At 60.5% G+C, this 16,199-nt stretch carries 13 protein-coding genes; 4 read left to right on the top strand and 9 right to left on the bottom strand.

Going from position 1 to position 16,199, the window contains the following annotated elements:
* From CPH89_RS19060 to CPH89_RS19045, 4 genes are all read right to left on the bottom strand, one after another.
* The gene (locus CPH89_RS19060; protein WP_053255038.1) at positions 1–237 is read right to left on the bottom strand and encodes a DUF1653 domain-containing protein; all 237 of its coding nucleotides are present in this window, start codon (positions 235–237) and stop codon (positions 1–3) included.
* A gap of 97 nt (positions 238–334) precedes the next feature.
* On the bottom strand, positions 335–1,510 hold the full coding sequence (fadA, locus tag CPH89_RS19055) for an acetyl-CoA C-acyltransferase FadA (protein ID WP_053255037.1): 1,176 nt from the start codon (positions 1,508–1,510) through the stop codon (positions 335–337).
* A 29-nt stretch (positions 1,511–1,539) separates the two neighbouring features.
* Positions 1,540–3,687 carry a fatty acid oxidation complex subunit alpha FadB gene (fadB, locus tag CPH89_RS19050; protein WP_053255036.1) on the bottom strand — a complete coding sequence of 716 codons (2,148 nt, stop codon included), beginning with the start codon at positions 3,685–3,687 and terminating at the stop codon, positions 1,540–1,542.
* Positions 3,688–4,198: 511 nt separating this feature from the next.
* On the bottom strand, positions 4,199–4,636 hold the full coding sequence (locus tag CPH89_RS19045; RefSeq protein ID WP_053255035.1) for a hypothetical protein: 438 nt from the start codon (positions 4,634–4,636) through the stop codon (positions 4,199–4,201).
* 105 nt (positions 4,637–4,741) lie between these two features.
* Between CPH89_RS19045 and CPH89_RS19040 the strand changes: the two genes are divergently transcribed.
* Complete coding sequence (locus tag CPH89_RS19040) at positions 4,742–5,194, top strand: universal stress protein (RefSeq protein ID WP_053255034.1); 453 nt, start codon at positions 4,742–4,744, stop codon at positions 5,192–5,194.
* 184 nt (positions 5,195–5,378) lie between these two features.
* On the opposite strand, the gene CPH89_RS19035 is transcribed toward CPH89_RS19040, so the two are convergent.
* A complete protein-coding gene (locus CPH89_RS19035; RefSeq protein WP_053255033.1) occupies positions 5,379–7,298 on the bottom strand; it encodes an ATP-binding cassette domain-containing protein in 1,920 nt (639 codons plus the stop codon).
* Between the two features lie 213 nt (positions 7,299–7,511).
* On the opposite strand from CPH89_RS19035, the gene CPH89_RS19030 reads away from it, so the two are divergent.
* Positions 7,512–9,440: a transglycosylase SLT domain-containing protein gene (locus CPH89_RS19030; protein ID WP_053255032.1), complete on the top strand. Its 1,929-nt coding sequence runs from the start codon at positions 7,512–7,514 to the stop codon at positions 9,438–9,440.
* A 65-nt stretch (positions 9,441–9,505) separates the two neighbouring features.
* Here the strand turns inward: CPH89_RS19030 and CPH89_RS19025 are convergent, their stop codons facing one another.
* Positions 9,506–11,290, bottom strand: a complete 1,785-nt coding sequence (locus CPH89_RS19025) for an ABC transporter transmembrane domain-containing protein (RefSeq protein ID WP_162232017.1) — start codon at positions 11,288–11,290, stop codon at positions 9,506–9,508.
* A 246-nt stretch (positions 11,291–11,536) separates the two neighbouring features.
* Between CPH89_RS19025 and CPH89_RS30420 the strand changes: the two genes are divergently transcribed.
* Positions 11,537–11,710 carry a PA1571 family protein gene (locus tag CPH89_RS30420; protein WP_053255030.1) on the top strand — a complete coding sequence of 58 codons (174 nt, stop codon included), beginning with the start codon at positions 11,537–11,539 and terminating at the stop codon, positions 11,708–11,710.
* Positions 11,711–11,763: 53 nt separating this feature from the next.
* On the opposite strand, the gene pdxB is transcribed toward CPH89_RS30420, so the two are convergent.
* Positions 11,764–12,906: a 4-phosphoerythronate dehydrogenase PdxB gene (gene pdxB / locus CPH89_RS19020; protein ID WP_053255029.1), complete on the bottom strand. Its 1,143-nt coding sequence runs from the start codon at positions 12,904–12,906 to the stop codon at positions 11,764–11,766.
* A gap of 286 nt (positions 12,907–13,192) precedes the next feature.
* On the opposite strand from pdxB, the gene CPH89_RS19015 reads away from it, so the two are divergent.
* Positions 13,193–14,575 (top strand): MATE family efflux transporter, encoded by a 1,383-nt coding sequence (locus CPH89_RS19015; protein WP_053255028.1) that lies wholly within the window; start codon positions 13,193–13,195, stop codon positions 14,573–14,575.
* Here the strand turns inward: CPH89_RS19015 and tusA are convergent.
* Both tusA and rlmM read right to left on the bottom strand, forming a co-directional pair.
* Positions 14,572–14,823, bottom strand: a complete 252-nt coding sequence (gene tusA / locus CPH89_RS19010) for a sulfurtransferase TusA (protein ID WP_053255027.1) — start codon at positions 14,821–14,823, stop codon at positions 14,572–14,574. The two genes, CPH89_RS19015 and tusA, sit on opposite strands and share 4 nt — an antisense overlap.
* 141 nt (positions 14,824–14,964) lie before the next feature.
* On the bottom strand, positions 14,965–16,041 hold the full coding sequence (gene rlmM, locus CPH89_RS19005; protein ID WP_053255026.1) for a 23S rRNA (cytidine(2498)-2'-O)-methyltransferase RlmM: 1,077 nt from the start codon (positions 16,039–16,041) through the stop codon (positions 14,965–14,967).
* Between the last annotated feature and the right edge of the window lie 158 nt (positions 16,042–16,199).

The following is a 16,199-nucleotide window of genomic DNA, read 5'->3' as shown; positions in this document are numbered from 1 at the left end:
TTATTGCCCTGAAAAAAGACTGCGTTCGGCCTGGACCAAAGCAAAGCGCGGGACCTGCTCGCCGTCAACTTCGACGGTCTCCAGGAACATGCTCAAAGGGCGCACCCAAAAGCCGTAATCGCCATACAGTGCTTGGTAAAACACCACTTCCTCTTCGGTCTCGGAGTGCCGCGCCACATTAAAAACGCGGTACTGCGGCCCCTTATAATGTTGGTAGAGACCGGGTTCTACTTTCATGCTCTGGCCCTCTGACAAAATTTATTGAAAAAAAATATTAAAAATTCCAAAAAACAAAAACCGGGGCACTGGGCCCCGGCTTCCGTCAACCCAACGCTCAGAGGCGTTCGAAGACGGTGGAAATGCCTTGGCCGAGACCAATGCACATGGTTGCAACCCCAAGGTTGCCGCCATTTTGCTTCATCACGTTAAGCAAAGTGCCGGAGATACGCGCACCGGAGCAACCGAATGGGTGGCCCAGGGCGATTGCACCGCCGTGCAGGTTAACCTTCTCGTTCATCTTGTCGAGTACTTTCAAATCTTTCAGCACTGGCAGGGCCTGTGCGGCGAAAGCTTCGTTGAGCTCGAAGAAGTCGATATCGGAGATGGTCAGGCCCGCGCGCTTCAAGGCTTTTTGTGTGGCCGGTACTGGACCATAGCCCATGATTGCCGGATCCACACCCGCCACGGCCATCGAACGAATCACGGCCATCGGCTGGATACCCAGGTCCTGGGCACGCTGCGCCGACATCACGATCATGCACGAAGCACCGTCGGTGATTTGCGACGAACTACCGGCTGTCACGGTGCCGCCCTTTGGATTGAAGGCCGGCTTGAGGGCCGCCAGGCTTTCCAGGGTGGTGTCCGGACGAATGGTTTCGTCGTAGTCGAACAGTTTCAGGAAGCCGTTTTCGTCGTAGCCGTTCATCGGGATGATTTCATCCTTGAACTTGCCTTCCACGGTCGCCTTTTGGGCGAGTTGGTGGGAACGCAGGGCGAACGCGTCCTGGGCTTCGCGGGTAATGCCGTGCATTTTGCCGAGCATTTCTGCGGTGAGGCCCATCATGCCCGACGCTTTTGCCGCGTACAGCGACATGTGCGGGTTAGGGTCGACGCCGTGCATCATGCTGACGTGGCCCATGTGCTCCACGCCGCCGACGACGAAGACATCACCGTTACCGGTCATGATCGCTTGCGCAGCGGTGTGCAGCGCGCTCATCGACGAACCGCACAGGCGGCTCACGGTCTGACCGGCCGCTGTGTGCGGGATCTGCGTCATCAAGGAAGCCATGCGCGCGATGTTCCAGCCCTGTTCCAGGGTCTGGTTGACGCAGCCCCAGATCACGTCTTCGACTTCGTTCGGGTCGACCTTGACGTTGCGTTCCAGCAACTTGCTGATCAGGTGCGCCGACATGTCTTCGGCGCGGGTGTTGCGGTGCATGCCGCCCTTGGAGCGGCCCATTGGCGTGCGACCGAAGTCGACAATCACCACGTCTCTTGGATTCAAGCTCATAAATATTCTCGCTCTAGTCGTCTGGGCGCTTAACCGAAGAAGCTCTGGCCATTTTTGGCCATTTCACGCAGCTTCGCGGTCGGGTGGTACAGCGGGCCCAAATCAGCGTATTTGTCAGCCAGGGCAACGAACTCGGCCACACCGATCGAGTCGATGTAACGCAGCGCACCACCACGGAATGGAGGGAAACCAATACCGTACACCAGGCCCATATCGGCTTCGGCGGCGGTTTCAACGATGCCGTCTTCCAGGCAACGCACGGTTTCCAGGCACAGGGCGATCATCATCCAGTTGATGATGTCCTCGTCGGACACCTCACGCTGCTCGTAGATAACCGGCGCGAGCACTTCGTGAACCGACGGGTCGGCCACTTTCTTCTGCTTGCCCTTCTTGTCGGCCTCGTAGGCGTAGAAACCTTTGCCATTCTTCTGGCCCAGGCGCTTGGCCTCGTAGAGCGCGTCGATCGCCGAACGGCGGTCGTCTTTCATGCGGTCCGGAAAGCCTTCAGCCATTACGTCACGACCATGGTGGCCGGTGTCGATGCCGACCACGTCCATCAGGTACGCCGGGCCCATTGGCCAGCCGAATTTTTCCATGACCTTGTCGATGCGCACGAAATCCACACCGGCGCTGACCAGCTTGGCGAAACCGCCGAAGTACGGGAACAGTACGCGGTTGACCAGGAAGCCCGGGCAGTCGTTGACCACGATCGGGTTCTTGCCCATTTTCTTGGCGTAGGCAACGGTCGTAGCAACCGCCAGCTCGCTGGACTTCTCGCCACGGATCACTTCCACCAGCGGCATCATGTGCACCGGGTTGAAGAAGTGCATGCCGACGAAGTTTTCCGGACGCTTGAGGGCCTTGGCCAGCAAGCTGATGGAAATTGTCGAGGTGTTCGAAGCCAGGATGGTGTCGTCTTTAACCTGGGCTTCCACTTCGGCCAATACAGCCTGCTTGACCTTAGGGTTCTCGACAACGGCTTCGACCACCAGGTCGACGTGACCGAAATCACCATAGGACAGCGTAGGACGAATGCCGTTAAGCACTTCGGCCATTTTCGCAGCCGTCATGCGGCCCTTGTCAACGCGGCCCACCAGCAGCTTGGCGGCTTCCGCCAGGCCCTGCTCGATACCGTGTTCGTTGATGTCTTTCATCAGGATCGGCGTGCCTTTGGACGCCGACTGATAGGCGATACCGCCACCCATGATACCGGCGCCGAGTACGGCAGCCTGTTTCACGTCTTTGGCGATTTCGTCGTAGGCCTTGGCCTTTTTCTTCAGCTCCTGATCGTTCAGGAACAGACCGATCAGGCTCTGGGCAGCCGAGGTTTTCGCCAGTTTGACGAAGCCTGCAGCTTCCACTTCCAGGGCTTTGTCGCGACCGAAGTTCGCAGCTTTCTGGATGGTCTTGATCGCTTCAACCGGCGCCGGGTAGTTCGGGCCAGCCTGGCCAGCCACGAAACCTTTAGCGGTTTCGAACGACATCATTTGTTCGATGGCGTTGAGCTTGAGTTTTTCGAGTTTCGGCTGACGCTTGGCCTTGTAGTCAAATTCGCCGCTGATGGCGCCTTTGATCAGGTTCAGTGCGGCTTCGGCCAGTTTGTCCGGAGCAACCACGGCATCGACGGCGCCGACTTTCAGCGCGTCTTCAGCACGGTTTTCCTTGCCGGCGGCAATCCACTCGATGGCGTTGTCGGCACCGATCAGGCGCGGCAGGCGTACGGTGCCGCCAAAACCTGGGTAAATGCCCAGTTTGACTTCAGGCAAGCCGATTTTGGCGGTAGCCGACATGACGCGGAAGTCTGCGGCCAGGCACATTTCCAGGCCGCCGCCCAACGCGATGCCATTGATCGCGGCAACGGTCGGCACGTTGAGGTCTTCAAAATCGCTGAAAATCTTGTTGGCTTCGAGGTTGCCAGCCACCAGCTCGGCATCGGGCAGCTTGAAGTTGTCGACGAATTCGGTGATGTCAGCGCCGACGATAAACACGTCCTTGCCGCTGGAGACGATCACGCCCTTGACCGAAGCATCTGCTTTGATGGTGTCTACGGCCTGACGCAATTCATTCAGGGTTAGACGGTTGAACTTGTTGACGGACTCACCCTTGAGGTCGAACTTCAATTCGACGATGCCACTTTCAAGAGCCTTAACCGTGATGGCTTTACCTTCGTAAATCATCAACTGATCTCCACGATATGGAAGCTGAACAGTACACATTGGACGCTGGCCTATGGTTGGACATTGATGATGACGTCAATGCTCACGCCCATCCGCCAGGCACACCCGCCAATGCGATAGTCGGGGTTATGTATGAGCCGTCTGACAGACAAACGCTCAATTCATACGCCCGTTTGATTTGGGTACGCCACCTTCATCCAATTCCGAGCAATTGTCAATCGCTCGAAAGGCTAGGAAAAGCGCGACTTTCCAGTCATTTCAGAACCCCACCCTCGAGCCCACGCCTAGCCAATACTTAACTATTCATGAGATCAATAATGTAAAAGATGTGGGAAAAGGCTGTACAGAACCGGATATGCCGCTAGGCTTGCGAAAACCGTAACGCGTCTGGATGACCATCCGACGCAGGAAACACAGATTTACCGGCCTGCCTGGCCAACTCCAGCCCGATGATGATGTCGGGCTTTTTATTGCCTGCTGTTTTGTAACAGCGAGCTGAGTCCGCGCAAGGTTACGCCAAGGCCTTGAGCAACGTATCAATGTCCTTCAACACACTCGCCTCGCCCTTCTCGCCCCAATACAAGGCGATCATTTGCTTGTCGGCTTCGACCTTGTAGACGTTGGCCGGCAGCGACGCAAAATGTGGCAACAACTTTTCATCGACACACACCTCGCGCCACTGATTGACCCAGACCCCTGGCTCCATCTGCCAATAACTCCAGATCGCCGGCGCACTCCCGCGCCGTGGCCGGCAGTACTGCGCGCAAGGGCTCGGCGGCTCCTGCTTGAGCCAATACGGCCATTCCTGAGGTGCCAACTGCATGGCCAGACCAATGCGGCGCGCCTCCATCCGCAGGGCCATGCGCCCGCTCTGATGGCGCGACGGGCGCAGCCATGCCAGGGGGCTCAGAACCACCAGAAGGATTGACACCACTATCCAGACCGTCATATGTGTACTCCCGAATTTCTAGATGAGCGGGTTTGAGCTGACGCAACCCCATCCGCTTGAAACCAGCCATACTGAACTTATTGCAGTCTCCTGGAGGAACGCGCCATGCCCAACGAACATTCCTACAAACATATCCTGGTCGCTGTCGATCTGACCGAAGAGTGCGACCCGGTTATCAAGCGCGCGCAGGCTTCAGCAATCGCCAACGGTGCCAAGCTGTCACTCGTGCATATCGTCGAGCCCATGGCCATGGCCTTTGGTGGCGACGTGCCCATGGACCTTTCCCAGTTGCAGCAACAGCAGTTTGACCAGGCCAAAGAGCGCCTGGATCGCTTGATCCTGAAGTACCCGGAAGTGACCAAGGAAAACTCCCATCTCACCTACGGCCAGCCGCGCCAGGAAATCCACCACTTGGCCAAAGAGCAGAACTGCGACCTGATCGTGGTCGGCAGCCATGGTCGTCATGGCCTGGCGTTGTTGCTGGGCTCTACCGCCAATGACGTGCTGCACGGCGCGCCGTGTGATGTGCTGGCGGTGAAGCTGGTAAAAAGCGCTTAAGAACCAGGCTCACTAAGTGTGGGAGCGGGCTTGCTCGCGAAAGCAGTCTGTCAGTTGACGCATCTGGCGACTGATGTACCGCTTTCGCGAGCAAGCCCGCTCCCACATTTCTAACCGCATTGCATATAAAAAGCCCGGCGTTCATACAAATGGGCGCCGGGCTTATTTAGTGCGCTTGAATCACTCAGGCATCCAGCTCGGCCCAACGCTCAACCAGCACTTCCAGCTCCTGGTTCAACGTCTCCAGGGAGGCAATGACCTTGGCAGTTTCCGCCGCCGGACGCAGGTAGAAACCTGCGTCGGCCATTTCCGCTTCTACCGCAGCGATCTGCTGTTCCTTGGCGTCAATGTCACCCGGCAAGGCTTCCAGCTCGCGTTGCAGCTTGTAGCTGAGCTTCTTCTTGGCCGCCGGCGCAGCTTCCTGGGCCGGGGCCTCTGCGGCCACCGGGGCCACCACTGCGGAGGTCAGGTCGGCTTTGCCGGACTTGCTCTCGGTAACGCCCAGCAGGCGCGGCGAGCCACCCTGGCGCAGCCAGTCCTGATAACCACCGACGTATTCACGCACCTTGCCTTCACCTTCGAAGACCAGGGTACTGGTGACCACGTTGTCGAGGAATGCCCGGTCGTGGCTGACCATCAGCACGGTACCGTTGAAGGTCAGCAGGACCTCCTCCAGCAGTTCGAGGGTTTCCACGTCGAGGTCGTTGGTGGGTTCGTCGAGCACCAGCAGGTTGGCCGGTTTGCTGAACAGCTTGGCCAGCAGCAGGCGTGCACGCTCACCACCGGACAAGGCTTTCACTGGCGTACGCGCACGCTGCGGGCTGAACAGGAAGTCGCCGAGGTAGCTCAGCACGTGGCGGCTCTGGCCGTCGATGTCGATAAAGTCGCGGCCTTCGGCAACGTTGTCGATCACGGTTTTTTCCAGGTCCAACTGATGGCGCAACTGGTCGAAGTAGGCCACGTCGATCTTGGTGCCTTCCTCGACCGTGCCGCTGGTCGGTTGCAGGCCATTGAGCATCAGCTTGAGCAAAGTGGTCTTGCCGGTACCGTTGGCGCCCAGCAGGCCGATACGGTCGCCGCGCTGCAGGACCATGGAGAAGTCCTTGATCAGGAACGGGCCATCCGGGTGATGGAAGCTTACGTTCTCCAGCACCATGACCTGCTTGCCCGACTTGTCGGCGGTGTCGAGCTGAATATTCGCCTTGCCCGTGCGTTCGCGACGCTCGCTACGCTCATTGCGCAGCGCTTTGAGGGCACGTACGCGGCCTTCGTTACGGGTGCGGCGGGCCTTGATGCCCTGGCGGATCCAGACTTCTTCCTGGGCCAGCTTTTTATCGAACAGCGCGTTGGCGGTTTCTTCAGCGGACAGCACCGCCTCTTTGTGCACCAGGAAACTGGCGTAGTCGCCGTTCCAGTCGATCAGGCCGCCACGGTCCAGTTCAAGGATGCGCGTTGCCAGACTCTGCAGGAAGGCACGGTCGTGCGTGATAAACAGCACGGCGCCCTGGAAGTCCTTGATGGCTTCTTCCAGCCAGGCGATTGCGCCGATGTCCAGGTGGTTGGTCGGTTCGTCGAGCAGCAGCAGGTCCGGCTCGGACACCAATGCCTGGGCCAGCAGCACGCGACGACGCCAGCCGCCGGACAATTCGGCGAGGGTCTTGTCGGCCGGCAGTTGCAGGCGGCTCAAGGTGCTGTCGACGAGTTGCTGCAAGCGCCAGCCGTCACGGGCTTCGAGGTCTTGCTGGACGTGCATCAGCTTGTCCAGGTCTTCTTCGGTGACGCAGTTCTGCGCCAGGTGATGGTATTGCGCGAGCAACTCACCGACACCGTCGAGGCCTTCGGCAACCACGTCGAACACTGTCCGTCCGTCGGCCACCGGCAATTCTTGCGGCAATTCGCCGATCTTGAGGCCCGGGGCGCGCCAAACAGAGCCGTCATCGGGCTTCTGGTCGCCTTTTACCAGCTTCATCATGCTGGACTTGCCGGTGCCGTTGCGGCCGATGATGCACACCCGCTCACCACGGGCGATCTGCCAGGACACCTTGTCCAACAACGGCATAGCGCCGAAAGCAAGGGACACATCGCTGAATTTGAGCAGGGTCATACGCTTCTCCAAAAACTGGGCGCGCATTCTACCTGACTTGAGGGTGGGATGCGGCCGGCATTTTCACCATGGGCACGTTCTGCAGGACATTTCTGATCAACTTGAACCAACCGGCCGGCAAAGCTTTCGCCGGCCGCTGGCAAAAGGCTAAGCTAGGGGCAATCAGTGTCGGCGGTGCCGGTGCTAGTCGTGATTTCTCTGCACGGACGTCTCATGCGCAGTCGCCTTTTCAACTTTTTATCTTGTCTGCTTCTTTCCGCCACCGCCGTTCAATCTGCCCAGGCCGTGGACCTCACCACCCAACGTCAATATTACGATGAAGCCAAACGCGCCCTCGCCAAAGGCGACAGCGGCCCGTACATGCAATACAGCCAGGCCCTGGCCGACTACCCGCTCACGCCGTACCTGGCGTATGACGAGCTGACCGCCCGCCTGAAAACCGCGAGCAACGAGGAAATCGAACAATTCCTCGCCAAAAACGGCGACCTGCCCCAGGCCAACTGGATGAAGCTGCGCTGGTTGCGCTGGCTGGCCGAGCGTGGCGACTGGCAGACGTTTGAAAAGTACTACGACGCCAAGCTTAATTTCGTCGAACTGGACTGCCTGCATGGCCAGTACCAGCTCACCCATAATCTGAAAGCCGAAGGCTACAAGACCACCGAAAAACTCTGGCTGACCGGCAAATCGCAGCCGGCCGCCTGTGACGCCACCTTTGGCCAGTGGGCCGCCGATGGTCAGCTCACCGAACAGAAAATCTGGGACCGCGCCAAACTCGCCGCTGAGGCCCGCAACTACGCGCTGGCCAACAGCCTGGTGAAAACCCTGCCGACCCTAGGTGCCCAAGGCCGCCTGATGGTGGACGTGGCGCAAAAGCCCGACATGCTCGGTGACCCGTCCCGCTTCCTGCCGGCCAACGAGGCCATGTCTGACGCCGTAGGCCTGGGCCTGCGCCGTCTGGCACGCCAGGATCCGGACAAGGCCATGGCCCTGCTCGACGGTTACGCCAGCAGCATGCACTTCTCCCGTGACGAAAAAGTGTCGATCGCCCGCGAAATCGGCCTGACCCTGGCCCGTCGCTACGACCCGCGCGCCCTGGACGTGATGACCAAATACGACCCGGAGCTGCGTGACAACACCGTGTCCGAATGGCGCCTGCGCCTGCTGTTGCGCCTGGCCCGCTGGGAAGATGCCTACCAGCTCACCCGCAAACTCCCACAAGACCTGGCCACCACTAACCGCTGGCGTTACTGGCAGGCGCGCAGTCTTGAGCTGGCCGAGCCGAAAAACCCACAGCCGCTGGTGCTGTACAAGAACCTCTCGCAGGAGCGTGATTTCTACGGGTTCCTCGCCGCTGATCGGTCCAAGGCGCCGTATCAGTTAAAGAACAAACCCTTGGTGATGAGCCAGGCGCTGGTCAACAAGGTCCGCAACACCCCAGGCGTGCGCCGTGCACTGGAGTTCTACGCCCGCGGCCAAATCGTTGATGGCCGCCGCGAGTGGTACCACGTCAGCCGCCACTTCAACCGCGACGAAATGGTCGCCCAGGCCAAGCTGGCCTACGACATGAAGTGGTACTTCCCGGCGATTCGCACCATCAGCCAGGCGCAATATTGGGACGACCTGGATATCCGCTTCCCAATGGCCCACCGCGACACCCTGGTGCGCGAAGCCAAGGTGCGTGGCCTGCATTCGAGCTGGGTATTTGCCATTACTCGTCAGGAAAGCGCCTTCATGGATGACGCCCGCTCCGGCGTTGGCGCCAGTGGCCTGATGCAACTGATGCCCGGCACCGCCAAGGAAACCGCACGCAAATTCAGCATCCCGCTCGCTTCCCCGGCACAGGTGCTGGACCCGGACAAAAACATCCAGCTCGGCGCCGCCTACCTGAGCCAGGTGCACAGCCAGTTCAACGGCAACCGTGTACTCGCCTCCGCCGCCTACAACGCCGGGCCCGGTCGCGTGCGCCAATGGCTGCGTGGCGCTGATCACCTGAGTTTCGACGTGTGGGTGGAGAGCATCCCGTTCGACGAAACCCGCCAGTATGTGCAGAACGTGCTGTCTTATTCGGTGATCTACGGGCAGAAGCTCAACTCGCCACAGCCGTTGGTGGATTGGCATGAGCGCTACTTTGATGACCAATAAGGTTTGAAGCAGAAATAAAAATGCCCGCATTGAGCAATGCGGGCATTTTTTATGGCGGGCGCTATTCAGTGTGCAGCGCTCTCCTCCACTCCATCACTGAACTGCAATGCCGCCAACCGCGCATACAGCGGATTGCTCGCAATCAACTGCTGATGCGTGCCGACCGCCACCAACTTGCCCTGGTCCATCACCGCGATCCGATCCGCGTTCTTTACCGTGGCCAAACGGTGCGCGATGACCAGGGTGGTGCGGCCCTGCATCAACTGCGGCAGCGCCTGCTGGATCAGGTGTTCACTCTGTGCATCGAGGGCACTGGTGGCTTCATCCAGCAACAGGATCGGTGCGTCCACCAGCAACGCGCGGGCGATGGCCAGGCGTTGACGTTGGCCGCCGGAGAGGCCCATGCCGCCGTCGCCGAGGTGGGTCTGGTAGCCATTGGGCATTTGCAGGATGAAGTCATGGGCATGGGCGATACGCGCGGCGGCCTCGACCTCGGCGGTCGTGGCGGACGGATTGCCATAGCGGATGTTTTCTTCGACGCTGCCGAAAAACAGCGCCGGGCTCTGGGACACCAGCGCGAAGTGCCGGCGCAGGTCCATGGGGTCGAGTTCCGTCAGCGCATGGCCTTCGAGCAGGATGCGGCCGTGCTGGGGGTCGTAGAAACGCAGCAGCAGGTCGAATATCGTCGACTTACCCGCGCCGGACGGGCCGACGAGGGCCAGGGTTTCGCCGGGGTTGATGGTCAGGCTCAAGCCGTCGATGGCGTAGCTGTCCGGCCGCGAAGGGTAGGAAAAGCGCAGGTCTTGCAGTTCCATACGGCCGCTGACCCGCGCCGGCAACCGCACAGTGCCATCGGTGGGCGCGTGGATTTCATTGTTCGATTGCAATAACTCGCCAATGCGCTCGGCAGCCCCCGCCGCGCGCTGCAGTTCGCCGAGCACTTCGCTCAACGTGCCGACAGCGCTGCCGACGATCAAGCTGTAAAACACGAACGCCGCCAGCTCACCGCCGGAAATCCGCCCGCCGATCACGTCCATCCCACCCACCCACAGCATCACGCCCACGGCGCCCAGCACCAGCATGATCACCAGGGTAATCAGCCAGGCACGCTGCGCAATGCGCTTGCGCGCGGTGGCAAACGCTTCTTCGACGGTGACGGCGAAGCGTTGTTCGTCCTGGACCTGGTGATTGTAGGCTTGCACGGTCTTGATCTGGCCAAGGGTCTCGGACACGTAGCTGCCGACATCGGCAATCCGGTCCTGGCTCAGCCGCGACAGGCTGCGCACGCGGCGGCCGAAGATCAGGATCGGCGCCAGCACCAGCGGCAGCGCAATGACCACGATACTGGTGAGCTTGGGGTTGGTGACAAACAGCAGGACGATACCGCCGATGACCATCAAGGCGTTGCGCAGGAACAGCGACAGCGACGAGCCGATCACCGATTGCAACAAGGTGGTGTCAGTGGTCAGCCGCGACTGGATTTCCGAGCTGCGGTTGTTTTCGTAAAAGCCTGGGTGCAGGTAGATCAGGTGGTTGAAGACTTGCCGGCGGATGTCCGCCACCACCCGCTCGCCGATCCACGAAACCCAATAAAACCGTGCAAATGTACCCACCGCCAGGCCCAGCACCAGAATCATGAACAGGCCGATGGACCGGTTGAGCAGGTGCGGCGACTGGGTCATGAACCCCTGGTCCACCAGCAGGCGAATGCCCTGCCCCATGGACAAGGTGATGCCCGCAGTGACGATGAGTGCCAACAAAGCACCCAGTGCCTGCCAGCGGTACGGCGCAATAAAGCGGCTGGCCAGTCGAATGGCACGGCGTTGACGGACGGAGAACATGGCGGGCATCACCTGCGTGAGGGAGTTGGATAACTACATCCCAACATTGGGGGAACTTGGGGGAATAACAATGAGTCAGGTTAATTATGCCCGCCGACACTGATCCCTAGAGGCTTTCGGTCTAATGCCTGGCTGGAAATTTGTATCGGTTTCTGGTGGACTGGGTGTTCGAACCGCTGGCTTTGTAAGGAGTTGTAATAGCACGGTCACGCGGGGGAATTACAGTAGGTACACAACCTGATGAGGAGACAGGCCATGACCTTGCAAAACAGCAGCGATGCCAAGATTGAAGTGATCCGCCAACCGCAGCATCTGCCTTGCTCCGTCATCGACGCCCAAGGCCGCGAAGTGCAGATTACCGAAGAGATGATCCAGCAAGCCTGCCGCGAGCTGGAACAGCGACTGGTCAAGCCTGCCAAGCAAGGCTGAAGCGCCCACGCTCTTGCAGACCCGGCCTTGATGGCCGGGTTTTTTATGGGTGCTTAAAGCGCTACCGCACCCAGCGCCGACACGATGTTCGACAACTGCGCCGATTCGCCGTTGATGCGGACTTTCAAGCCATCAATCTCACGCCGCTCCGGGTAGTGCTTGCGCAGCAGGTCGAACGCCTTGCGTTGCTCTTCCACGGTGCCGACAAGGCTGCGCCGGAAATCCGCATCATCCCGGCGGGGGTCGTACACGCTGCGACACAAGGTCGCCAACGCCCAGGCCGGGTCGGTCGATGCATTCAGGTGCACCTCGGCCAGCCACGGTTGCGGCAGCAGATCACTTAACTGAATGCTCGGTTCGTGGCCCAGGTGGGCGCAAAGTGCCTGGTAAATCTGCGCGGTACCACGCTGTTTGCCGTCGAGGCTGTAGCCGGCGATATGGGGAGTAGCCAGCACGCACAGGTCGGCCAGGTCGACGTCTACTTGCGGCTCGCCTTCCCACACATCCAGCACGGCTTGCAGGTCTTCGCGTTGCAGCAACACCTCGCGCAGGGCGGCGTTGTCCACCACCGGGCCACGGCTGGCGTTGATCAGCCAGGTGCCGGGCTTGAGGCGGTTGAGCCGTTCGCGATCAAGCAGGTGCCAGGTGGAGCCGTTACCGGACTTGGTCAGCGGTGTGTGCAGGCTGATCACATCGCACTGCTCGATAATCTGCTGCAGGCTGACGTAATCACCGTCTTCGGCAATCTGGCGCGGCGGGTCACACACCAATACGTTCCAGCCCAGGCCCTTGAGTACCGTCACCAGGCGAGCGCCCACTTCACCGGCACCCACCACACCGTAGGTGCGCTGGTTAAGGTCGGCGCCTTCGATCTCGGCCAGGGTCTGCAAGCTGCCCAGCACATAGTCCACCACGCCCCGCGCATTGCAGCCAGGGGCGCTGGACCAGGCGATACCGGCCTGCTTGAAGTAATCCAGGTCCAGGTGATCGGTGCCGATGGTGCAGGTGCCGACAAAGCGCACTTGCGTGCCTTCCAGCAAGGCGCGATTGACGTTGGTCACCGAGCGCACCAGCAGCACATCGGCCTGCTCGACCGTGGCACGGTCGATGGAACGGCCGGGCACTCGGCGAATTTCGCCAAACCCTTCAAAAAAGGCATCGAGCAGCGGGATATTTTCGTCGGCAACAATCAGCATGGCAGGCTCCTTTCGCGGACCAGCAGTGTACAGGGATGCGACCTGCGTTCCAGCGCAGATGCCAGGTGGGCAGTGCTTATGTGGGAGCTGGCTTGCCTGCAATGCAGGCCACTCATTCTGTCGCTCAACACCGAGATGATGCCATCGCAGGCAAGCCAGCTCCCACAAGGGGTCGGTGCCAGCCGGAAGATCGCATTACAAATCGCTAACACAGGTTTTTTCCTGACCACTGCGTCAGCGCGTAGACTTCGCCGTCCTTTGCAACTCTTTTACTGGACACCCGCACGTGAACACCGCCACCGCCCCCCTCTCCCGCCCCGCCCGCGTCAGTCGCGAGGTGCGCAGCCTGCTGACCCTGGCCCTGCCGATCATGATCGGCCAACTCGCCACCACTGCCATGGGCTTCGTCGATGCGGTGATGGCCGGGCGCGTGAGCCCGCGAGACCTGGCGGCCGTGGCCTTGGGCAACTCGATCTGGATTCCGGTGTACCTGCTGATGACCGGCACGCTGCTGGCCACCACGCCCAAAGTCGCTCAGCGCTTCGGCGCCGGTCACCACACCGAGATTGGCCCGCTGGTGCGCCAATCCCTGTGGCTGGCAGGGGTGGTGGGCATCGCTGCCCTGCTGATGCTGATCAGCGCCGAGCCGATCCTGCATGCGATGAATGTCGACCCCGAGCTGATCAAACCGTGCATGGCCTACCTGCACGGCATCGCATCGGGCATGCCCGCCATCGCCCTGTATTACGTGTTGCGTTGCTTCAGTGATGGCCTGGGCCGTACGCGCCCGAGCATGGTCATGGGCCTGTGCGGGCTGGCGTTGAACATTCCACTGAACTACGTGTTCATTTATGGCCACTTCGGTGTGCCGGCCATGGGCGGCGTGGGCTGTGGCTGGGCCACGGCGATTGTGATGTGGGTGATGATGCTCGGCCTCGCCGCCTGGACCCGCTGGGCACCGGCGTACCAGAGCAGCGAGTTGTTCAAGCGTTTCGACTGGCCGCAATGGGCCGTGATCAAGCGCGTGCTGGGCATCGGCCTGCCGATCGGGATCGCGGTGTTTGCCGAATCGAGCATCTTTGCGGTGATCGCCCTGCTGATCGGCAGCCTGGGCGCCAACGTGGTGGCCGGGCACCAGATCGCGCTGAACTTCAGCTCGCTGGTGTTCATGATCCCCTATTCGCTGAGCATGGCGGTCACGGTGCGGGTCGGCCAGGCATTGGGCCGTGGCGAGCCGCGCGAAGCACGCTTTGCCGCCGGGGTCGGCATGGGCACGGCACTGACCTACGCGTGCCTGTCCTGCAGCCTGATGCTGCTGTTTCGCGAACAGATTGCCACGATTTACACGCCTGACCCGCGGGTGATCCACGTGGCGTCGATGCTGATCGTGTTTGCGGCGCTGTTCCAGTTCTCCGACGCGATCCAGGTCACCGCTGCCGGCGCGCTGCGCGGCTACCAGGACACACGGGTGACCATGGTGCTGACCTTGTTTGCTTACTGGGGCGTGGGGTTGCCGGTGGGTTATGCCCTGGGGCTGACCGATTGGCTGGGCGCGGCGAGTGGGCCGAGCGGCCTGTGGCAAGGGCTGATCGTGGGCTTGAGCTGCGCCGCGGCGATGCTGGTGATCCGCCTGGCACGCAGCGCGCGCCGGCGGATTCGCCGGGTTTAAGCGGACTTCTTGCGAATCCAGTACAGGTACGTACCGGCGTGTTCCTGCTGATCCACCAGTTCGTGGTCCAGGAACACACAGAACTTGGGAATATCGCGGCGGGTCGACGGGTCGGTCGCGATCACCTTGAGCAGGCCGCCAGGCGGCAGGTCACGGATGTGCTGGTGCAGCATCATCACCGGTTCCGGGCAGTTGAGGCCGGTGGCGTCGAGCACGGCGTCTACGGGCAAATCGAGAGGCTGATTCATACATCACTCCTGAAACAGACCCACTCTCCTGTGGGAGCGGGCTTGCCCGCGATAAGGGGCACATTCACTATAAATTTCGACTGTTATACCGCCATCGCAGGCAAGCCAGCTCCCACATTTTGAGCGGCGTGCGGCTCAACGTCAGCGCGACTTGGTCTTCTTCACATCCACCAGCCGACGCAGGTGGCAAGTCACTTCCTCACGGTCGTGGTACAGCTGCTTGCAGCCGATTTCCACGCGAATGCCCCGCGCCTTGAAACCGTCTTCAATACGCTCCAGCAAGCGTTTCACTTCAGCGTAACGCTGCTTCATCGGCAACTTCAGGTTCACCACCGCCTCGCGGCAATAGCCCTCGCCGATCCAGGTTTCCAGGAGGGCCGCGTTACGCGCCGGTTTCTCGACGATATCGCAGACCATCCAGTCTACCGGTTGCTTGGGCACGAAGGTAAAGCCGTCAGCCATCAAATGCTGCACCAGGCCAGTGTCCATCAGGCTTTCGGCCATCGGCCCGTTGTCGATGGCGGTCACCAGCATGCCGCGGTTGACCAACTGCCAGGTCCAACCGCCAGGGGCGGCGCCGAGGTCGACACCGGTCATGTCGCCGTGCAGGCGCTCGTCCCACTGGTCGCGGGGGATGAAGTGGTGCCAGGCTTCTTCCAGTTTCAGGGTCGAACGGCTTGGCGCCTCACGCGGGAATTTCAGGCGCGGGATGCCCATGGGCCACATCGCCGAGTTATTCGACTCAGCCAGGCCCATGAACACTTCGCGGCCGCTTTTGAAGGTCAGCAGCAGGCGCGGCTTGCTCGGGTCATCCACCAGCTTGCCGGCGTTCAACAAGGCTTTGCGCAAGTGCACTTCGAATTTCTTGCAGAAGTTGGAGAGTTCCTTGCCGTCGTTGGTGTCGACCATCTCCAGCCACAGGCTGCCGCACACCGGGAAGCCTTGCAGGTGGGCGAGGATCACGCTGATGCGGTCGGTTTCCGGCAGGTCGATGAATACCCCGCGCGCCCACTGCCTCGGGAAGATCAGCTCGGCAAAGCGCTGGCCGTGCATCAGGCGCTGGGCGCCGTCTTCTTCGGTGCAGACAAATTCGGCGCAGGCGCTGCCGGTCTTGGTCTTGGCATAGCCGGAAACGTTCAGGCGCGCGGCGTGTTCCGCGATCTCGGAACAGACTTCGCCTTCAAAACCCGGGCGGCAGTGCATAAAAAGGGTGTTCATCAACTCTCCTGGTGACTCAACCGGCATTGCGCTATCGCAATACCTGTCATGAAAACGCGCGCATGATAGCCGAGTTCGGAACCTTGGACTTAACGATAGAGTCCAGTTATTAGCCTGCTAATGAAAACAGGGCTAAGTTGAAAGCTCTGTTCGTCCCG

It is taken from the genome of Pseudomonas fluorescens, from assembly GCF_900215245.1.
In the GTDB taxonomy this organism is placed as follows: Bacteria; Pseudomonadota; Gammaproteobacteria; order Pseudomonadales; family Pseudomonadaceae; genus Aquipseudomonas; species Aquipseudomonas fluorescens.
Note: the sequence above shows the minus strand (reverse complement) of the source record. Positions and strands in the feature narration are given on the sequence as shown.